The organism is Bacillus sp. SG20033, from assembly GCF_044570195.1.
GTDB lineage: Bacteria > Bacillota > Bacilli > Bacillales > Bacillaceae > Bacillus > Bacillus subtilis.
Map to the genome: position 1 here is coordinate 2,654,046 of NZ_CP172606.1, position 18,244 is coordinate 2,672,289.

Consider the following 18,244-nt stretch of genomic DNA (forward strand, 5'->3'; position numbering starts at 1 on the left):
TAAAGAAGAAGCAAAGAAAGATTTCTCGACAAAATCTCGTTTTTTTCGCGAATTCCTTTAGAAACTATTGGTTTTATGGTATAAAAAAGAAGGATAAAAAAAGAATAGAAGGTGATGAAACGTGGAAATTGCTATTATTGCGTTGTTTATCGTCAGTATAGCGCTAATTGCATTCTCATATTCTCAAAGAGACCCGATGAAAGATGTAGAACAGGAACTCGAAACACTGCAGCTTTCTGCGATGCAGGAAATTTACAAGCTCAAAAAGAAAATGACAGTGCTTGAGGAAGAATTACTGGAAACTAACCTTGTCATTCGCAAATCAAAGCAGAGCGACATCAATCAAAAAATCGCTAAACAAATACTTTCTAAATATAATAACGGTATGTCAGCTGAAGCGATTGCTAAAGCTGAGCATGTATCAGTGGAAGACGTGAATACGATTATCAAAGATAATGAGAAGGTGCTCGTATGACAAAACGGGGCATTCAGGCATTTGCTGGCGGCATCATTTTAGCGACAGCCGTTCTTGCAGCTGTTTTTTATCTGACTGACGAAGACCAGGCCGCTGCTGTAAAAGATAATAAAACAGTAACTGAACAAGACGTGAACAATTACCTTGATTCTAAAAAAATGGTTTCTGTGAACCGTGATGAATATCAAAAACTTCTTGATTCAAAAGAGAAATCGTTGACCGATGACAGCAGCTCAGACACGAAAACAGACAAAGTCAAAACGTACAAGCTCAAAATTAAAGATGGCATGAGCACTGCGGATGTATCTGCTATTCTTGAAAAAGAGGGCATTATCTCTTCGGCTCAAGACTTTAATGACTATGTCATTGATGCCGGCTATCACAAAGAAATTCGTGCCGGCGAGTTTAAAGTAAAATCAGACATGAGTTTCAAAAAGATCGTAAAAACGTTAACACGATAAAAAAACAGGCTGACTCAGCCTGTTTTTTCATCCAAACTTTCCTGAAATGTAATCGAGCGTTCTTTGGTCCTTCGGGTTAGAGAACATTTTATTCGTATTGTCGCATTCAACAAGCTCGCCCATGTAGAAAAAGGCGGTTTGATCAGAAACCCTTGCTGCCTGCTGCATGTTATGCGTGACAATGACAATTGTATATTTATTTTTCAGCTCTAGAATGAGTTCTTCAATTTTTCTCGTTGAGATTGGATCTAGTGCAGATGTCGGTTCATCCATCAGCAAAATATCAGGATTGGTCGCAAGTGCTCTGGCGATGCAAAGACGCTGCTGCTGGCCCCCTGACAGCGAAAGAGCGGACGTATGCAATCGATCCTTCACCTCATCCCATAACGCCACGTCTTTTAATGACTTTTCCACAATTTCCTGAAGCTTCTTCTTATTTTTGGTGCCGTGGACTCTCGGTCCGTAAGCCACATTATCGAAAATAGATTGCGGAAACGGGTTCCCTTTTTGGAAGACCATGCCGATATTTTTCCGCAAATCCACGATGTCCACTTTATCCTTTAAAATGTTGCTGCCATTATAGTTCAGCTCACCTGCAAGCTTTACATTCGGCGTCATTTGAATCATTAAATTCAATGTCTTGATAAAGGTCGATTTCCCGCATCCGGATGGCCCGATAATCGCCGTAACCTCATTTTCATAAATGCTCAAATTGATATTTTTTAAAGCATGATGCTGTCCATACCATAAGTTCATTCCATTGACTTGATATACTTCTTGTTTCATTACAGCTTCGGTAGCAATACTCATTGCCGCCCTCCTATCCGAATTTCCCGTTAATATAATCCTCTGTCTTTTGCTTTTTCGGACTCGTGAAAATCTGTTCGGTCTGTCCGTATTCTACAAGCTCGCCGTTTAAAAAGAATGCCGTCCGGTCAGAAACCCGCAGAGCCTGCTGCATATTGTGCGTGACAATAATAATTGAGTATTCTCTTTTCAATCCTGTAATTAATTCCTCTATTTTTGCATTTGAAATCGGATCAAGCGCTGAAGCTGGTTCATCAAGCAGAAGAACAGCCGGCTTCATCGCAAGCGTTCTCGCGATGCACAAACGCTGCTGCTGGCCGCCGGATAACGAGAGTGCGGATGAATGTAAACGATCCTTCACCTCATCCCAGAGCGCCGCTTTTGTTAAACTTTCTTCCACAATTTCATCTAAAACAGCTTTATTCCGCTCTCCGGCATATTTCAATGCATGTGTGATATTCGCATAGATCGATTTCGGAAATGGATTTGGTTTTTGGAAAACCATTCCAATTTCTCTTCTCAAGCTGACAACGTTAATATTGCCGCCCAATATATTTAATCCCTCATAAAGGATTTCACCTTCCGCTCTTGCAGATGGAATTAAATCGTTCATTCGGTTAATATTTCTCAAAAAAGTAGATTTTCCGCATCCCGACGGCCCAATTAAAGCAGTCACCGCATTTTTTTCAATATCCATGTTTACATGATGAACGGCTTGTTTATTTCCGTAAAAAATAGACAGATCTTTGACCTCAAGCACGTGGTTCTGCTTCGGAACAATAACAGCTCGCTCAGGTTTTTCTTTTACCATTTGTTCAGACATGTTTTTCGCCTCTTTCCGTTCTAATTTGCCGTCAGCTTTTTGTAGATCATCGTGCCAAGCCATCTCGCCGCGAGATTAAACACAAGAACAGAAATCACCAGCACGGCAGAACCACCGTTGGCAATCGCTTCAGCATCCGGAATCATTCCTTGTGTATTGACGTTCCAAATGTGGACCGCAAGTGTTTCAGCGGGCCTGAAAATATTAAGCGGTGATGTTTCCGAAAACGGGTTCCACTCCGAAAAATTAAGACGCGGTGTTGTCAGGCCTGCCGTAAATAATAATGCGGCCGCTTCCCCGAACACCCTTCCTGACGCTAAAATTGCTCCTGTGATAATAGAAGGAATCGCACTTGGAATTAAAACCGTTTTTACGGTATGCCAGCGTGATACACCTAAAGCGAGAGAGGCTTCCTTCAGATCTTTAGGGACTGAACGGATCGCGTCTTCTGTCACACGCACCATGACAGGAAGGTTAAAAACAGTTAACGCAAGCGCCCCGCCTATGATCGTATATCCCCAGCCTGTTAAGTTGACAAACATCAATAATCCAAACATCCCAATGACAATAGACGGAAGAGATGAAAGCACCTCTATACATGTTCTGATGAAGTCAGTCACTTTGTTATTAGGCGCGTACTCAGCCATGAAGACTCCGCCGCCCACACCGAGCGGGATTGTAATCAGCATTGTAATAAACAAAATATAAAAGGAGTTAAACAGCTGATCTCGTATGCCTCCTCCAGCTGCAATGGCGCTCGATTTTGTTGTAATAAATTGAAAACTGAGCTGAGAAACACCGTTTATAATAATATAGGAAAACAAACCTACTAAAATGGCAGCGATAATGGTTGCACACAAACCAAACATTCCGGTCGCCAGTTTATCTGTTATTTTGCGGTTCATTACACTTTCCTCCTAGATGACAAGTAGCGAATAAGCAGGATGAACAAGAATGACATCACCAGAAGCACAAGCCCCATTGACCACAGCGTATTGTTTTCAACACTTCCGTATGTGGTGTGGCCCATATTCAGCGTGATGATCGTTGTCAGCGTTCCCGCAGTGTCAAACAGGCTTTCCGGCAATACTCTTGTATTTCCAATGACCATCTGAACAGCCAAAGCTTCACCGAACGCCCGAGCCATGCCTAACACAACAGCTGTCATCAATGTTGGAAAAGCTGCAGGCACAAGTACTTTTCTGATCGTCTGCCATCTTGTCGCACCAAGCGCGTAAGAACCCTCTCGTAAACTCTTCGGAAGAGAAGCCATTGCATCAGCAGAAATCGATGTGATCGTCGGCAGAATCATGACGGAAAGGACAATCGTTCCCGCCAATAAACTGTGCCCTGTTCCGCTCGATTTGAACTGGGCGATAAACGGCACCAATACTGTAAGACCTATGAATCCATAAACAACAGATGGAATACCGACTAAAAGCTCAATCACCGGCTGCAGCACTTTCTTTCCCCAATTCGGGGCAATCTCTGTCATAAAAATCGCACCTGCAATGCCAAGCGGCGCAGCGATTAGAGCAGAAAGAATCGTTACTGCAAATGAGCCAAAAATAAATGGCAGCACTCCGTATTTCGGATCACTATCTGTAGGATTCCAATTTAAGCTCGTTAAGAATTCAATTGGGCTTACACCATTTACAAGAAAAGATTGCAGCCCCTTCACGCCGAGGAAAATGGTGATTGCAACAGATGCCGCAATCATAATCAGCGCACATGCTGTCACAATCATTCTTCCCCGAACTTCATCCAATTGCCGATTTTGCCTTGAGCTGATTAAACGCTCGCCCACAGACATATTTTCTCTATTGTTTATCATTGTTTTACACTCCTATGAATGTGTTAAGAGGAGAAACGGTTGTCCCCGCACTCCTCTTTTTATTAAGATCAGCTTTGCTTCCCGTTGGCATCGCGTGTCACTTTCATATCAGTAACCGGAATGTAGCCTTGGTCAGTAACAATGCTTTTTTGAATGTCTTCACTCTTTAGATAATCAAGAAATTCTTTAGCTAAACCTGTCGCTTCACCTTTTGTATAAGAATGCTGATAAGCCCAGATCGGATACTCGCCAGTTGCTACATTTTTCGCTTCAGGTTTAACACCGTCAATAGATAGAGCAGTTACTTTGTCATCTGTTAAATATGAGAATGCAAGATATCCAATCGCTCCCGGAGTATCAGCAATGATCTTTTTCACCGTGTTGGAGGAATCTTCAGTAATGCCTTCTGCAGGTTCTTCTCCGTCAAGCGCATATTTCACAAATGTAGCACGTGTGCCAGAAGAATCAGGACGGTTTACAAGTGTAATCTTTTGGTCTTTGCCGCCGAGCTCTTTCCAGTTTTTAATTTTGCCAGTGAAGATTTTTTTCAATTCATCTTTTGAAATATCCTTCACACCAGCATCAGGGTTTACAGCTGCTGCCATACCAACTACAGCGACTTGATGATCGACAAGCGCTTTTGCATCGATGCCTTCTTTTTCTTCAGCAAAAACGTCTGAATTCCCGATCTGAACAGCTCCTTCAGAGACTTGAGAAAGCCCTGTTCCAGAACCGCCAGCTTGTACCTGTATATCAGCATCAGGGTTTTCTTCCATAAATTTTTCCGCGGCTGCAAGTACTAGTGGCTGCATTGCTGATGAACCAGAAATGGTTAAAGAACCTGATGCCTTTTCTTCTCCTTTTGCAGAATCGCTATTCGATTTTTTACTTTCTCCTGCATTTCCGCATGCAGCTGCAATCATCATAAAAGCAGCCATCAGAAGCATAAGCATCAATTTGTTTTTTTTCATTTCCTGAATTCCCCCTGCGTATAATGTGTAATTTGTCCTACACGTATAGAGTAAAGGTTCTATGTAAAAAGGGTTTGAACCGAATGTTAAGGTTTTGTAAATCAGTGCGTTTTTTTGTATAAAAAAAACGCCCACATCATGTGAGCGTTTCTTTTTAGTTATCAGAAGACGTTGTGTTTTCTGCATTTTCTTCAATTTTGTCTTTATTCTTTTGCTGAGTATCTTCTTTGTCCTGCTTCGATTTCAGCTCAAAATATTTATCCATTACTTCCCTGCCGATTTCGTTTGTAATGGTATATTTAGCGCTGTAATCAATATAAGCCCAAGGGACCACTACAGAGATCGCAATCTCAGGATTATCAGCCGGTGCATAGGCAACAAGTGTCGTATTATAAGTCGATGTTCCTGTTTTTGATTTATCAGGTCCATCATAGAACGATTGTGCTGTTCCTGTTTTACCGGCAGGCTGATATGACGCTGAAGCAAATTGGCTGGCAGCTGTCCCTTTTGTCATCACCCGTCTGAATCCGGCCTGAACCTCTTTAATATATTCACTCTTCATGTCAATTTTATTTAGCACTTTAGGCTGAACGGATTGAACGACAGCACCGATTCCTTTTTCAGGATTAGGATCCCTGACTTCTTTCACAAGCTGAGGTTTTAAGCGATACCCGCCGTTTGCAATCGTTGATACGTATTGCGCGAGTTCCAGCGGTGTATACGTGTCGTATTGGCCGATCGCATAGTCAAGCAAGAATCCCGTCAATCTGTCTGTTCCTTTATAGCCTGTCATTTCATTCGGAAGATCAATTCCAGTTTTGACACCCAGTCCAAATTGGCTGAAGTAATTACGGAACGTATCAAAGGCCGTCGTATCAATCGGTAAAGCTTGGTGCGGTTTATATTCACCTTTTCCGAGCGCGATCGCTGTTTTAAACATAAATACGTTAGAAGACTGCTCTAAGGCTCTTTGAATATTGACCGGTCCTAAGTTAGTCCATGACTTTTTACCGCGTTTATCCTGACCAATATATAAAGGTTCATCTTGAAAAACAGTATTCAGATTGATAGCTCCGGTTTGAAGGCCTGTCAAGACTGTTGCGCCTTTGACTGCTGAACCCATGGCGTAAGATGACGTCATTGTACCTAAAGCGTAATCATCAATTTTATATTTTCCATTTTCTTGTTTAATCTGCTTGCCCGCCATTGAAAGCACTTCACCGTTTCTTGGGTCCATCATCACAACGAATGCCCGGTCTAACAATTGAGTGCTTGGTCTTGCTTTAGCAGATTTGAGGTTCTTCTCAATGATTTTTTCCACTTCTTTTTGCAAATCAATGTCAATCGTAAGCACGAGATCTTTACCGGCTTTGCCTTCAGATACCGTTTTTGTTCCCGTGACATTGCCGTTTGAATCTGTGATATTTTCGACTTTGGCTTTTTGGCCCTGCAGAAGGCTTTCATATTGGTATTCCAAATAGCTTTTTCCGACCCTGTCATTTCGGCTGTAGCCAAGCGACAGGTAATGGTCGAGCAAGTTGGACGGCAATCCTTCATTAGAGCTGGAAACACTTCCGAGCACTGAGCGAAGAAGGTTTTTATACGGATATTCACGTTCCCAATCGGACGTGACATCAACACCTGGCAGTTCGTCTAAATGTTCACTTACCACTGCCATTTCCTTCGCTGATACATCTTCGTTTTTAATATATTGAGGGGTCAATGCATAGCCCGAATCCATCTGTCTTTTGATAGCGAGGATCTGCATATCTTTATCCGTCAATTCATTCAGCTGCTTATCAGTAATTCGTTTTAGCTGAAGCTGGTATAAATCGTCATCGGATATTTTTTTGTCTTCAACCTGCTGTCTTTCTTTAGAGCTAATGAGCTTTTTCGCTTCTTTCGGTCTAGTCAAAATCCAATAATCTTTTTTATCCCGTTCTGTTACTTTTTTTGTATCGACTTTGATCATGTCAGACAGCTTTTTTGCGATCTTTAAGCGCTGTTCTTGCGTGGTCGATTTAGATCTCGTGTATGTGATTGCATTTAAAGCCTTATTTGTCACAATGGCATTAAAGTTTCGATCATAAATTTTCCCGCGTGGTACCGCTGAGCTGACTTCACTTTGTTCCTGCTTATTCGCTTGGTTTTTGTAATCATCGCCTTGCACGATCTGCTTGATGCCCAGTTCCACAATAATCCAGGTAAATATAACAAAGGCAGCTAAAAATAAAATATTCAGCCGGATCGGAAGCGACTTCTTTTTCTCTTTATGATTTTGCTTTTTTGGTTTATTTCTCCTCATAACATCACCTTTTCTATTTACAGAAAGAAAAGACACTCAAGTAAGAGTGCCAGTTTTCATTTTAAAGGTTTTTTCGACTTTTTTCTACAGATAACCCCTTTTTGGCAAAAAAATTATCTCTCGCCTTTTAAAAGGGTCGGTTCTGTTACCCGTTTTTGGCCGTCTTCTTCCATGGTTTCATTTTCCCCTTCTTTCTCCTTAAAACGGATATCCTTGACAAAGTAATAAATCAAAGGATGTCCTATACCCAATATCGCAAGTGACAAAGGAATTCCCACATCCTCTTTCAGAAGGGCCACGATCAGGAGAAAGCACAAAATGGAAACAATTCTGCCGGCATTCAAGAACATTTCTCTAAGCACGATATATTCAATTCTTGCTTTTCTGGCATGCCTCGCCCGCCCTATCACATCATATGTAAGTGATACATATGGCACAAGCAACAGAGGATAGCCGATGGCAATAAAAACGCCGTACGTTAATAATGTCGAAAAACTCATATGGAACAGAATCAAAAACAGCGCGCCATACAAAATAAGTCCGCCCAGCAAAATCGATTTTTTTCTCGCCTTTTTCTTAATCAGCCTGGATGCAAAGTAGTAGGCAAAGAAGGAAACAGCTGAATTGACAAGACCGAATGTACCGAGAGCAAGTTCGCTGTTTGTCTCAATAAATACAAACACACTGATTAAAAAGACAAAAATCCCTTCTCTCAAACCCTGAAAAAAATGCGCATTCGTGATTCTCCGCCAATTCATATTGCTATGGCGCTCTCCAAATACTTTGCTCAGCATAAAACGGCCCTTTGATTCTCTCCGTTTTAAGAAAAAGCTCATCACGACAGCCAGGGCAAATAAACTGAGGGAGAGACTGAAAATCACTGTATAACCCGTATTATTTTCAAGCCTTGAGATCACGAATCCGGCTACAATCGGGCCGATCATTCCTGCAGAGGAAGACAGAATGCCCATAAACCCGTTGAAAAAGTCTCGTGTATCCGGCTCTGTTATTTCAAAGGTCAGTACGTTAAACGCTAGCCAATAAAAGCCATAGCCAACTCCGAGCACCGCGCCGATTAGCACGAGGCGGCTGGCCGCCGTTTCTCCGGCTAAAAGCACACTTAAATAAAAGGCAGCTAAAAAAATGACGCCGAACCTTAAAATGAATACCCTGTCTATTTTTTTGGCTAACCGTCCAGCCAAATAAAAGGTTATCGGCTGCATTGTCACAATGGATAAATTATATATCGCCAAATCAATAAATTTCCCTGACTGCTTCCAAAGATACACATTAACAAATGTATTGGACAGTGCAATTCCCAGCGAGTAAAGCCCGCCAATGGTCAGCAGAAAGAGTAACCCTTTGTTTACGTCTACATCGCCTATCACTTTTTTTAGTTTGCTCATTACTGACTCCCCTTTACTATTCCTTAGTCTGTCTCACTCAAACCGAGATATGTAAAAAGAAGACATAAAAAAACAAGGTCCCATAATGAGGACCTTGTTTGTGCCATTATTTTGCTTCGCTGTATAGACGAGCCACTTCGTCCCAGTTTACAACATTCCAGAAAGCTGAAATGTAATCAGGACGGCGGTTTTGATAGTTAAGGTAGTAAGCATGCTCCCAAACGTCAAGACCTAAGATAGGCGTTTTGCCTTCTGAAAGCGGAGAATCTTGGTTTGGCGTGCTTGTGATTTCAAGTTTACCGTTGTTCACAACAAGCCATGCCCAGCCAGAACCGAAGCGTCCAGCTGCTGCTGCTGCGAATTGCTCTTTGAATTTGTCAAAGCTTCCAAATACACTGTTGATCTCTTCAGCAAGCGCGCCAGTCGGTTCGCCTCCGCCGTTTGGAGATAAAAGTGTCCAGAATAATTTGTGGTTCGCGTGTCCGCCGCCGTTGTTGCGGACTGCAGTGCGGATGTTTTCAGGAACAGAATCAAGATCTGCAACAAGCTCTTCAACTGATTTGTTGGCAAGAGCAGTGTTTCCTTCAACCGCTTTGTTTAAATTTGTCACGTATGTGTTGTGGTGTTTCGTATGGTGAATAGTCATAGTTTCCTTGTCGATATGCGGTTCTAAAGCATCGTACGCATAAGGTAATTCTGGAAGTTCGTAAGCCATGATAATTCCTCCTTAGTATATATGTACTGAAATGCCGCTTCACAGCGAGCCTTTCTTCATTCAATGTAACAAAAGAATGCTTTGTAATCAATGAAAAAGCTCACGATTTGGCTCATTTCAGCGGACATATTTCACTTTAACCGATAATCTGCCCCATTAAACCTGCCGCCAGCATTTCTTATAGGACCGTCCATAAAAAGTATCCGATCATCAAAAGCTGTATGATGCTTTTTGCAATAACCCCTGTTAAAAAACCAATGAGTGAGCCGAGGCCAATTTTAAACGCTGACTTTAAGTCCTTCTGATGAACGATAAGTTCTGCGCAAACAGCCCCGATAAACGGCCCCAATATGATCCCTGCAACCGGAATGACAAAAGGCCCGATTAATAAACCGATCGTGCTTCCCCATATGGCAGCTTTGCTTCCTCCGAACCTTTTTACTCCAAGCAGATTCGACACGTAATCTGCTGCGAATAATACTGCGGCAAAAACTGCCTCAACAAGCCAGAACATATAAGAATACGGACTGAATGAAAATAAAAATCCGTACAATACAAATCCGGCAACAATAAATACTACGCTCGGAATAACAGGATACACCAGCCCGATAAAGGCAATGATAAAAACCGCTGCAATCAACAGCCAATACAACATATCCATAGCTTCCATCCTCCCATTTTACTCTGTCTTCTTCATGTCTTCCTTGTATTCACACGCATGCAACGATACAATAAGCAACATATATTAGTTTAGCTAGGAAGTGAAGATAGTGAATGTGTTTCAGCTTTTCATTAAAAGTACATACTCTCCCCGTGATATTGCAAAAACAAGATTTCAAGGAATCGGAAAAGCGATTCTTTACGTATTTTTGCTCTCTGTCCTGTTTGCAATCCCTACCGCTTATTATGTAAGTACAGGGACCGTAAAATCAATGAACGGCTTTAAAACTGTTTTAAACAAAGATTTCCCTGATTTCACAATTTCAAACGGCAAACTTCAAACGGATGAGAAAAAAGCCACGGAATCTCAAGCAAATGGTTTCGTTATCGTGTTCGATCCGACAGACTCCTATGGCACTGAACAAATTGAAGCAAAGCAAAACGCGATCGGCATCCTTCAGAACAAATTTGTTTTGGCCATTGACGGACAAGCCCAAGAAATGTCTTACTCAATGATGCCGTCAGAGTTACAGAAAAAAGATGTCATTGCAGGGTTAAACCAAAATAAAGCGATGATTGTAACTGTTCTCTCAGCTCTTATTTTTCTCGTAACAGCAGCGGGAAAATTTATTGAAGTATCGTTTTTAGCGCTTATCGGGTTAATCATTAAGAATTCGCAGAAAAAACATTTATCCTATCATCAGCTCTGGAAGCTTTCTGCTTATTCCATCACCCTTTCAACTGTGTTCTTTACAATCATGCGGGCATTAGAAGCAACCGTACCAAGTGAATTTTTGCTGAACTGGTTTGTCAATTTTGTCATCCTGTTTCTCGTTTTAAAAGAGATTCCGTCCAAAAAAGCTGCTGTATAAACCGAGGCTGCATTCGCAGTCTCTTTTCTTTTGTCATGAATCGAAAAGGACAAGCATACTATGATATAAAATTTCGTATGCGGGAGGAAAAGCGATGAAGCGTCTCACCTTAGTATGCAGCATTGTTTTTATTCTTTTTATTCTTTTTTATGACCTTAAAATTGGAACCATACCCATTCAGGACCTCCCTGTCTATGAAGCATCAGCAAAAACGGCTGCACAAGAACCGGCTTATAAAACGGTGAAGGTAAAACCGGGTGATACGGTTATGTCGATAGTCGGATCAGCAGGTTCTCCGGATGACATTGTAAAGGATTTTGAAGCACTGAATCCAAATGTGAAAGCCAATGCCATTCAAGCGGGAACAGCGTATAAATTCCCGGTCTACCCTTAATTTAACGTTAATTTCTTGTCAGTTCGGCGAAGACACTGTTACAATGTAATTTGTAAAATAAATTCACATAAACCATACTAGAATTGTTATATCTAGAAGCGGCAACTACAATTAAGGAGCGATTGCAAGTGAGTGAAATCACACATCGTACAAAAACGCGTCCCGTCAAAGTGGGACCTTTAACAATAGGCGGCAACAATGAAGTTGTCATCCAAAGCATGACAACAACGAAAACACATGATGTAGAAGCAACGGTTGCAGAAATTAACCGTTTGGCTGAAGCCGGATGCCAAATCGTTCGGGTAGCATGTCCGGATGAACGGGCAGCAAACGCCATTGCGGATATTAAAAAGCGCATTTCCATTCCTCTCGTTGTTGACATACATTTCGATTATAAACTTGCGTTGAAAGCCATTGAAGGCGGCGCAGATAAAATCCGAATAAACCCCGGCAACATCGGCCGGCGCGAAAAAGTTGAAGCGGTTGTTAAAGCGGCCAAAGACAAAGGCATTCCGATCAGAATCGGAGTAAACGCCGGTTCATTGGAAAAACGCATTTTAGAAAAATACGGTTATCCGACTGCCGATGGAATGGTAGAAAGCGCACTTCATCACATTAAAATTCTTGAGGATCTTGATTTTCACGATATTATTGTCAGCATGAAGGCCTCTGACGTGAACCTTGCAATCGAGGCTTATGAAAAAGCGGCGAAAGCGTTTGACTACCCGCTTCACCTCGGGATCACCGAGTCAGGAACACTGTTTGCCGGCACAGTAAAGAGCGCAGCAGGACTCGGCGCCATTTTAAGCAAAGGCATCGGGAACACCATGCGCATTTCACTAAGCGCAGACCCTGTAGAAGAGGTAAAAGTAGCAAGGGAGCTTCTGAAATCTTTCGGCTTAGCCTCCAATGCTGCCACGCTCATCTCATGTCCGACTTGCGGCCGTATTGAGATTGATCTAATCAGCATTGCCAATGAAGTGGAAGAGTATATTTCTAAGATAAAAGCGCCGATTAAAGTTGCTGTTCTCGGCTGCGCTGTAAACGGACCTGGTGAAGCGAGAGAAGCTGATATCGGAATCGCTGGCGCACGCGGTGAAGGGCTGCTGTTCCGGAAAGGGAAAATTGTCCGTAAGGTTCCAGAGGAAACGATGGTAGAAGAACTCAAAAAAGAAATTGACATTCTTGCTGAGGAACACTACGCAAAACTTGAAGCTGAAAAAGCAAAATTAAAAGAAGAAACACAAAAAGCTTGACGGGAACCCGTCAAGCTTTTTTGTGTTAGAAAAATGGAATAATAAATATTCCAAGCACTAATGAAACGACACCGATACCCATTGCCCAGGCTCCAAGGCCTTGTGCACCTCTTCTTCTTGCGATATAGCCGACAATAATACCAGCAGCTCCCAATAAAACAGGCAGTACAAACAATGAAATGATGGACAAGGCTAAAGCGATATATCCTATTCCCCGTCCTTCATTGACATTGCCGCCGCTGCGATCATTGTCTTGGTCATTGCTGCGGTCAGCAGCACGATAAGGCTCTGCGATTTCAGCAGCTGTTTCCTCAAAAAAACCGTCATTGTCGCGGGTAATATTTGTCCCTTCAGATCCATGATCAACATAGTAACTGTTGTTATCACGCTTTTCGTAATCGTTTGCCACCTTCAATTCCCCCTTCTGTTTTATTAAAGGAGCTTTTATAGTTTGATCCATTTTGCCTGATTCATGTTTGCTAAACTTTTCTGTTAATGTCAATTGTTTATGTTACACTTGTAGGGATGAAACTGAAGGAGTGTGGGCATGTTACGCTTAGGAATAGATATTGACGGCACAATCACGGCTCAGGATACATTCGTCCCTTATTTGAACCGTTCGTTTAATCTTTCCATTTCATTAAACGATATGACGGATTATGATTTAACAAAGCTGTTAAACATTACCCAGGAAGAATTTTGGGATTGGATGAATCAAAATGAAGCGATCATATATAAGGAAGCATTGCTTGCACAGCATGCGAAACAGTCACTTGATCTTCTCAAAGAGGAGCACAAGCTTATTTATATTACAGCGAGACGGACTCATTTAACTGATATTACCTATGAATGGTTTGACAGACAAAACATTCATTATGACCACATCGAACTCGTTGGCGGTCATCACAAAGTTGAAGCGGTCAAGAATCATAACATCGACCTGTTTTTTGAGGATCATCACGGTAATGCCATGATGATTGCGAAAGAAGCCGGGATACCGGTGATTTTGTTCAATTCCCCTTATAATCAGCTTCCGATTGATTCAAACATCATCAGAGTAAACAACTGGCTAGAAGCCGTTAAATGGATAAACAACAACAAGCATCACTTAATACGCGTCAATAACTGAAAAAGGAGCCCAAACCGGGCCCCTTTTTCATATATACGCATTTTACGCAGTAGTGTTTTCTTGGTTTTCCGCTGTACAATCAGGGCATGTGCCGTAAATCTCAAATTTATGCCCACTGACCTGATAGCCATCCAAATCATCACAAAGCTTGTCCATCGGACATGATTCAATTTCCTTTGTTTTGCCGCAGGCAAGACAAATAAAATGATGGTGGTGATGGGTGAATGAACACTTAAATCGGAAAAGCTTTTCACCGGACAGCTCAGTTGTTTCCAAAATCCCAAGTTCTTCATATAAAGAAAGATTTCTGTAGATTGTATCAAAGCTTAAGCCTGGATAATCATCATTCAGTGCAGACAGTACGTTTTTAGCGGTAAGATATCTGTCTGAATCAGCAAAAAGCTGCAGCATATCCTCCCGTTTGTTTGTATATTTATATCCGTTTTCTTTTAATAGGTTCAGCGCTTCTTGGACGTTCATGAAGGGTCCCCCTTTTCGCTTTGCTTAAGAACGTATCACATGTATGAAAAAGAAAATGGCAGCTGTCTGTCCAGCAAGCCATTTTCTTTACTGCAGATAAAATTATACCCATAAAATGAATAAAAGTAAATGAAAGCCTAGTGGATTGCGTTTTTGAATTTTCCGCCTCTCGTTTCATGAGTATTCATAATTGTTATGAATGCATTTTGATCAACTTCAAACACGATCGATTTGAGCTTTGTCACTTCCAGCCTTGTGACAACCGCGTAAATTACGTCTTTTTCTTCGTCCGTATACCCGCCTTTCCCCTTCAGCTTCGTTGTGCCCCGACCGAGACGGTGCAAAATCGCGTCGGAAATCTCATCATACTGCTCAGACACAATAATGACAGCTTTTGTTTCATCAAGCCCTTGGATCACGGCATCAATCGTTTTCATCGCAATATAATAAGTCATGAATGAGTACATCGCTTGCTCAGGACCGAACACAAAAACTGCCCAAATGAAAATGAACACATTGATGAACATAACGAACTCACCTACAGAAAACGGGAGTTTTTTGGTCAGCAAAATACCGAGAATTTCTGTACCATCCATTGAACCTCCGTTTCGAATAACAAGCCCGACGCCAAAGCCGAGTAAAAGACCTCCGAACACAGTAGCCAAAATAGGCTGGGTTGTAATGGCTTCTACATGGTGAAGTGAGGATTCAATAACGGCAAGCCCGACAATCCCTATAAACGTAGAGACTAGAAAGGTCTTACCGATATATTTATATCCGAAGATCATAAAAGGAATATTTAATATGACAACGAAAAAAGCGAAATTCAGAAAGGGGTTTGACATAAAGAGGTGGTCTAAAATAAGTGATACACCGATAATCCCGCCATCAATAAAATCATTGGGGATTAAAAATAATTCAATACTTACAGCCGCAGATGCAGCTCCTACCAGAATCATAAAGACCCTGAAAATAAAATGGGTAAATGTTTCTTTCTTATGTTGTTTTGTTGGGGTCATAAAATCTCCTTTCCTGCAATAACTATTTTAAATACATTATAAATCTATTTTACCATTAAACACTGACACATTTTACTGATTTGCCCATACATTAAGTCTGGAGGTGGAATGACCGATGATTTTATTTCAAAGAATTATTTTGCAGCGGCTTAATCAGGCTACTGCTGATGATTTGCTGAAGTACTCAAAACAATACGGAATCAGCTTAACAAGATCGCAGGCCGTTGAAGTAGCGAACCTGTTATACGGGAAAAATGTAAACATCTTTAATGAGAGTGAACGAATGCGGCTGCTGAAACAAGTAGAGACGATTACATCGAAAGAAACAGCTCAAACAGTTAATGAACTATTCAAACAATTCACAAGCTAAAAAATGGGGGTGTTATCCCCCATTTTTTATTGCTGTAAAATCTTTTCGAGCAATGTGTCATCAAATTGTTTTACTTTCAGCATTTCAATCTCAAAACGGTATGGCGGTTTCTTGTTCTTTTTATCTTCACCAACATATGGTGTTTCAAGAATTTTTGGAATGTCTTTTAACTGCTCATGGTGAACAACATATTGCAGTGCGTCAAAACCTATTTCACCAAAGCCGATATTTTCATGGCGGTCTTTTCTCGCACCTTTGACATTTTTGCTGTCATTGATATGAAGCACTTTAATACGGTCAATGCCGACGATTTTATCGAACTCATTCAGCACTCCGTCAAAGTCTTCGACAATGTTATACCCGGCATCATGTGTATGGCACGTATCAAAGCATACTGACAGCTGCTCATTGTGTGTAACGCCTTCGATAATCTGCGCAAGCTCCTCAAAGCTTCTGCCGCATTCTGATCCTTTTCCAGCCATTGTTTCTAATGCAATCTGGACATTTTGATTCGGATCAATCACTTCATTTAAGCCTTCAATAATTTTTTTGATGCCGGCTTCAGCTCCTGCCCCTACGTGAGCGCCAGGATGAAGGACAATTTGCTTCGCTCCGATGGCCGCTGTCCGTTCAATTTCTGAACGAAGAAAATCAACACCCAGCTCAAAAGTGGACGGATTTGTCGTGTTGCCAATATTAATAATATAAGGCGCGTGTACGATAATCTCGTCAATGCCGTTTTCTTGCATATGTGCCCGGCCTGCTTCTATATTTAAGTCTTCAATTTTCTTTCGGCGCGTATTTTGCGGTGCGCCTGTATAGATCATAAACGTATTCGCCCCATAAGAGACTGCTTCCTGGCTTGCAGCCAGAAGCATATGTTTTCCGCTCATAGAGACGTGTGAGCCTATTCTCAGCAACAGGTTCCCCTACTTTCTTTTCTTAGATTGGTTTCTTCTCTGTTTTTTCTTGATTTTCTCCATCTCATAGCTCATTTTCTTTTTATACCCAGGCTTAACCTTCTTCGGCTTTTTCACGAGACGATGAGCAATTTCATCCGCTTCATTCGGCGTTTTTTTACGCTTTTTGCGGCGCTGACGGTCATCGCCTTTTTTCCATTCGCCCTTTTCAAGCTCTAAGTAATCAAATTCGATGCCCATTTTTTCAAGTCTTACTAATGCATCCTCATCAGTAAGCTCATAAATGGTCATCGCTTGTCCTGATGAGCCGGCACGAGCCGTTCTGCCCACACGGTGAACATAGAAATCGAGATCATCCGGCAGCTCATAGTTGATAACATGGCTGACACCTTTAATATCAATACCTCTTGCGGCAAGGTCAGTTGCAATGATATATGTGAATTCCAAATCATTGATCTGCTTCATGACTTTTTTCCGCTCACGTGGTGTTAATCCGCCGTGCAGCAAGCCGATTTTCATGCCTTTGCCAGTCAGATACTGGGCAATATGGTCAGCCGTATTTTTCGTGTTGGCAAACACAATCCCCAGGTATGGATTCAGATGCGACATGATGTCAAAAAGAAGCTTGTCCTTGTCACGATGTTTCGAAGGAATGAGGATATGCTCGATTTTCGCAGCAGTCACCTGTTTTGGCTCCACATGGGCGTATTTCGGATTTTCCATGTATTTCTTCAAGAATGGTTTCAGCTTTTCCGGTATGGTCGCTGAGAACACAAGCATTTGCAGATCCTCAGGCATGCGGGAACCGATGTAATCTACATCTGCAAGGAATCCCATGTCCAGCATTAGATCCGCTTCATCAATAACAAGAGATTCCGCTTTATGAACACTTAACGCCTGTTCTTTGATTAAGTCAGCAATCCGTCCGGGTGTACCGACAACAAGATGCGGCTGTATTTTCAATTTATCAATTGATTTTTGTTTATCAGTGCCTCCGATAAAACATTTCGAGCGAATCTGACTGCCTTCCTCACCCTGCGTGATTTTAAGCGCTTCCTGATAAATCTGGTTGGCTAGCTCTCTTGTCGGAGCTGTAATGACTACCTGAACGACATCCTTAGCAGGATCAATTTTGTTTAATAAAGGCAGTAAATAAGCGTGAGTTTTTCCAGTTCCCGTCTGAGACTGGCCGATGACGCTTTCTTTTTTTAGCACTGCAGGAATCAGCCTTTTCTGGATATCAGTCGGTTCGTAAAAACCAAGGCGATGTACTGCATCTATAATAAATGGTTTCAATTCATAAAGTTCAAATTTCGTTTCTTTCATTTTTCCCAGCTCCTTAAAGCG

Annotated in this window: 21 protein-coding genes; 7 read left to right on the top strand and 14 right to left on the bottom strand. The window is 41.7% G+C overall.

What is annotated here, in order from left to right:
• The first annotated feature begins 121 nt into the window (after nucleotides 1-121).
• Nucleotides 122-475: a hypothetical protein gene (locus ACFVP7_RS14020; RefSeq protein WP_014477348.1), complete on the top strand. Its 354-nt coding sequence runs from the start codon at nucleotides 122-124 to the stop codon at nucleotides 473-475.
• Nucleotides 472-936 carry an endolytic transglycosylase MltG gene (locus tag ACFVP7_RS14025; RefSeq protein WP_014480272.1) on the top strand — a complete coding sequence of 155 codons (465 nt, stop codon included), beginning with the start codon at nucleotides 472-474 and terminating at the stop codon, nucleotides 934-936. The genes ACFVP7_RS14020 and ACFVP7_RS14025 overlap by 4 nt, the downstream gene beginning before the upstream one ends.
• Nucleotides 937-963: 27 nt before the next feature.
• Here ACFVP7_RS14025 and pstB (ACFVP7_RS14030) read toward each other — a convergent pair whose 3' ends face one another.
• The 9 genes from pstB (ACFVP7_RS14030) to ACFVP7_RS14070 all read right to left on the bottom strand — a co-directional run bounded on the left by pstB (ACFVP7_RS14030) (nucleotide 964) and on the right by ACFVP7_RS14070 (nucleotide 10,458).
• Nucleotides 964-1,746 carry a phosphate ABC transporter ATP-binding protein PstB gene (gene pstB, locus ACFVP7_RS14030; protein WP_014480273.1) on the bottom strand — a complete coding sequence of 261 codons (783 nt, stop codon included), beginning with the start codon at nucleotides 1,744-1,746 and terminating at the stop codon, nucleotides 964-966.
• A gap of 10 nt (nucleotides 1,747-1,756) precedes the next feature.
• Nucleotides 1,757-2,566 (bottom strand): phosphate ABC transporter ATP-binding protein PstB, encoded by an 810-nt coding sequence (gene pstB / locus ACFVP7_RS14035; protein WP_015384102.1) that lies wholly within the window; start codon nucleotides 2,564-2,566, stop codon nucleotides 1,757-1,759.
• Between the two features lie 20 nt (nucleotides 2,567-2,586).
• On the bottom strand, nucleotides 2,587-3,471 hold the full coding sequence (pstA, locus tag ACFVP7_RS14040) for a phosphate ABC transporter permease PstA (RefSeq protein ID WP_396582327.1): 885 nt from the start codon (nucleotides 3,469-3,471) through the stop codon (nucleotides 2,587-2,589).
• Nucleotides 3,471-4,400 (bottom strand): phosphate ABC transporter permease subunit PstC, encoded by a 930-nt coding sequence (pstC, locus tag ACFVP7_RS14045; protein ID WP_396582329.1) that lies wholly within the window; start codon nucleotides 4,398-4,400, stop codon nucleotides 3,471-3,473. The genes pstA and pstC overlap by 1 nt, the downstream gene beginning before the upstream one ends.
• 68 nt (nucleotides 4,401-4,468) lie before the next feature.
• Complete coding sequence (locus tag ACFVP7_RS14050) at nucleotides 4,469-5,371, bottom strand: phosphate ABC transporter substrate-binding protein (RefSeq protein WP_070547540.1); 903 nt, start codon at nucleotides 5,369-5,371, stop codon at nucleotides 4,469-4,471.
• A 154-nt stretch (nucleotides 5,372-5,525) separates the two neighbouring features.
• Nucleotides 5,526-7,676, bottom strand: a complete 2,151-nt coding sequence (gene pbpA, locus ACFVP7_RS14055) for a penicillin-binding protein 2A (RefSeq protein ID WP_396582332.1) — start codon at nucleotides 7,674-7,676, stop codon at nucleotides 5,526-5,528.
• Nucleotides 7,677-7,789: 113 nt separating this feature from the next.
• Nucleotides 7,790-9,082 (bottom strand): MFS transporter, encoded by a 1,293-nt coding sequence (locus ACFVP7_RS14060; protein ID WP_003230095.1) that lies wholly within the window; start codon nucleotides 9,080-9,082, stop codon nucleotides 7,790-7,792.
• A 106-nt stretch (nucleotides 9,083-9,188) separates the two neighbouring features.
• Complete coding sequence (sodA, locus tag ACFVP7_RS14065) at nucleotides 9,189-9,797, bottom strand: superoxide dismutase SodA (protein WP_004398583.1); 609 nt, start codon at nucleotides 9,795-9,797, stop codon at nucleotides 9,189-9,191.
• Between the two features lie 178 nt (nucleotides 9,798-9,975).
• Nucleotides 9,976-10,458 carry a DUF456 domain-containing protein gene (locus ACFVP7_RS14070; protein ID WP_396582334.1) on the bottom strand — a complete coding sequence of 161 codons (483 nt, stop codon included), beginning with the start codon at nucleotides 10,456-10,458 and terminating at the stop codon, nucleotides 9,976-9,978.
• 109 nt (nucleotides 10,459-10,567) lie between these two features.
• On the opposite strand from ACFVP7_RS14070, the gene ACFVP7_RS14075 reads away from it, so the two are divergent.
• The 3 genes from ACFVP7_RS14075 to ispG all read left to right on the top strand — a co-directional run bounded on the left by ACFVP7_RS14075 (nucleotide 10,568) and on the right by ispG (nucleotide 12,979).
• Complete coding sequence (locus ACFVP7_RS14075; RefSeq protein ID WP_015384107.1) at nucleotides 10,568-11,329, top strand: DUF1189 domain-containing protein; 762 nt, start codon at nucleotides 10,568-10,570, stop codon at nucleotides 11,327-11,329.
• Between the two features lie 94 nt (nucleotides 11,330-11,423).
• Nucleotides 11,424-11,723 (top strand): LysM domain-containing protein, encoded by a 300-nt coding sequence (locus tag ACFVP7_RS14080; protein WP_014477356.1) that lies wholly within the window; start codon nucleotides 11,424-11,426, stop codon nucleotides 11,721-11,723.
• A 122-nt stretch (nucleotides 11,724-11,845) separates the two neighbouring features.
• Complete coding sequence (gene ispG, locus ACFVP7_RS14085) at nucleotides 11,846-12,979, top strand: flavodoxin-dependent (E)-4-hydroxy-3-methylbut-2-enyl-diphosphate synthase (protein ID WP_010886567.1); 1,134 nt, start codon at nucleotides 11,846-11,848, stop codon at nucleotides 12,977-12,979.
• A 25-nt stretch (nucleotides 12,980-13,004) separates the two neighbouring features.
• On the opposite strand, the gene ACFVP7_RS14090 is transcribed toward ispG, so the two are convergent.
• Nucleotides 13,005-13,394, bottom strand: coding sequence for a DUF308 domain-containing protein (locus tag ACFVP7_RS14090; RefSeq protein WP_010886568.1), 390 nt, complete (start codon nucleotides 13,392-13,394; stop codon nucleotides 13,005-13,007).
• Between the two features lie 132 nt (nucleotides 13,395-13,526).
• Here ACFVP7_RS14090 and ACFVP7_RS14095 point away from each other — a divergent pair, with 132 nt between their 5' ends.
• On the top strand, nucleotides 13,527-14,108 hold the full coding sequence (locus ACFVP7_RS14095) for a nucleotidase (RefSeq protein WP_015714271.1): 582 nt from the start codon (nucleotides 13,527-13,529) through the stop codon (nucleotides 14,106-14,108).
• A 42-nt stretch (nucleotides 14,109-14,150) separates the two neighbouring features.
• Here the strand turns inward: ACFVP7_RS14095 and zur are convergent, their stop codons facing one another.
• Nucleotides 14,151-14,588 (bottom strand): zinc uptake transcriptional repressor Zur, encoded by a 438-nt coding sequence (gene zur / locus ACFVP7_RS14100; protein WP_004398578.1) that lies wholly within the window; start codon nucleotides 14,586-14,588, stop codon nucleotides 14,151-14,153.
• A gap of 137 nt (nucleotides 14,589-14,725) precedes the next feature.
• Nucleotides 14,726-15,607: a YitT family protein gene (locus tag ACFVP7_RS14105; RefSeq protein WP_003230077.1), complete on the bottom strand. Its 882-nt coding sequence runs from the start codon at nucleotides 15,605-15,607 to the stop codon at nucleotides 14,726-14,728.
• 115 nt (nucleotides 15,608-15,722) lie between these two features.
• Here ACFVP7_RS14105 and ACFVP7_RS14110 point away from each other — a divergent pair, with 115 nt between their 5' ends.
• Complete coding sequence (locus ACFVP7_RS14110) at nucleotides 15,723-15,977, top strand: DUF2624 domain-containing protein (RefSeq protein ID WP_003230076.1); 255 nt, start codon at nucleotides 15,723-15,725, stop codon at nucleotides 15,975-15,977.
• 26 nt (nucleotides 15,978-16,003) lie between these two features.
• Here the strand turns inward: ACFVP7_RS14110 and ACFVP7_RS14115 are convergent, their stop codons facing one another.
• Together ACFVP7_RS14115 and cshB are read right to left on the bottom strand one after the other, a co-directional pair.
• Nucleotides 16,004-16,897 (bottom strand): deoxyribonuclease IV, encoded by an 894-nt coding sequence (locus ACFVP7_RS14115; protein ID WP_338730587.1) that lies wholly within the window; start codon nucleotides 16,895-16,897, stop codon nucleotides 16,004-16,006.
• Between the two features lie 9 nt (nucleotides 16,898-16,906).
• Nucleotides 16,907-18,223: a DEAD-box ATP-dependent RNA helicase CshB gene (cshB, locus tag ACFVP7_RS14120; RefSeq protein ID WP_021480044.1), complete on the bottom strand. Its 1,317-nt coding sequence runs from the start codon at nucleotides 18,221-18,223 to the stop codon at nucleotides 16,907-16,909.
• Between the last annotated feature and the right edge of the window lie 21 nt (nucleotides 18,224-18,244).

What these genes read in the sequence shown, in the direction of transcription:
- ACFVP7_RS14095 (WP_015714271.1), top strand. Translation starts at nt 13,527, where the DNA reads ATGTTACGCTTAGGAATAGATATTGACGGCACAATCACGGCTCAGGAT.
- pstC (WP_396582329.1), bottom strand. Translation starts at nt 4,400, where the DNA reads ATGATAAACAATAGAGAAAATATGTCTGTGGGCGAGCGTTTAATCAGC.
- ACFVP7_RS14070 (WP_396582334.1), bottom strand. Translation starts at nt 10,458, where the DNA reads ATGGATATGTTGTATTGGCTGTTGATTGCAGCGGTTTTTATCATTGCC.
- pbpA (WP_396582332.1), bottom strand. Translation starts at nt 7,676, where the DNA reads ATGAGGAGAAATAAACCAAAAAAGCAAAATCATAAAGAGAAAAAGAAG.
- ACFVP7_RS14080 (WP_014477356.1), top strand. Translation starts at nt 11,424, where the DNA reads ATGAAGCGTCTCACCTTAGTATGCAGCATTGTTTTTATTCTTTTTATT.
- zur (WP_004398578.1), bottom strand. Translation starts at nt 14,588, where the DNA reads ATGAACGTCCAAGAAGCGCTGAACCTATTAAAAGAAAACGGATATAAA.
- ACFVP7_RS14105 (WP_003230077.1), bottom strand. Translation starts at nt 15,607, where the DNA reads ATGACCCCAACAAAACAACATAAGAAAGAAACATTTACCCATTTTATT.
- pstB (WP_014480273.1), bottom strand. Translation starts at nt 1,746, where the DNA reads ATGAGTATTGCTACCGAAGCTGTAATGAAACAAGAAGTATATCAAGTC.
- ACFVP7_RS14025 (WP_014480272.1), top strand. Translation starts at nt 472, where the DNA reads ATGACAAAACGGGGCATTCAGGCATTTGCTGGCGGCATCATTTTAGCG.
- cshB (WP_021480044.1), bottom strand. Translation starts at nt 18,223, where the DNA reads ATGAAAGAAACGAAATTTGAACTTTATGAATTGAAACCATTTATTATA.
- pstA (WP_396582327.1), bottom strand. Translation starts at nt 3,471, where the DNA reads ATGAACCGCAAAATAACAGATAAACTGGCGACCGGAATGTTTGGTTTG.
- ACFVP7_RS14110 (WP_003230076.1), top strand. Translation starts at nt 15,723, where the DNA reads ATGATTTTATTTCAAAGAATTATTTTGCAGCGGCTTAATCAGGCTACT.
- ACFVP7_RS14060 (WP_003230095.1), bottom strand. Translation starts at nt 9,082, where the DNA reads ATGAGCAAACTAAAAAAAGTGATAGGCGATGTAGACGTAAACAAAGGG.
- ACFVP7_RS14050 (WP_070547540.1), bottom strand. Translation starts at nt 5,371, where the DNA reads ATGAAAAAAAACAAATTGATGCTTATGCTTCTGATGGCTGCTTTTATG.
- pstB (WP_015384102.1), bottom strand. Translation starts at nt 2,566, where the DNA reads ATGTCTGAACAAATGGTAAAAGAAAAACCTGAGCGAGCTGTTATTGTT.
- sodA (WP_004398583.1), bottom strand. Translation starts at nt 9,797, where the DNA reads ATGGCTTACGAACTTCCAGAATTACCTTATGCGTACGATGCTTTAGAA.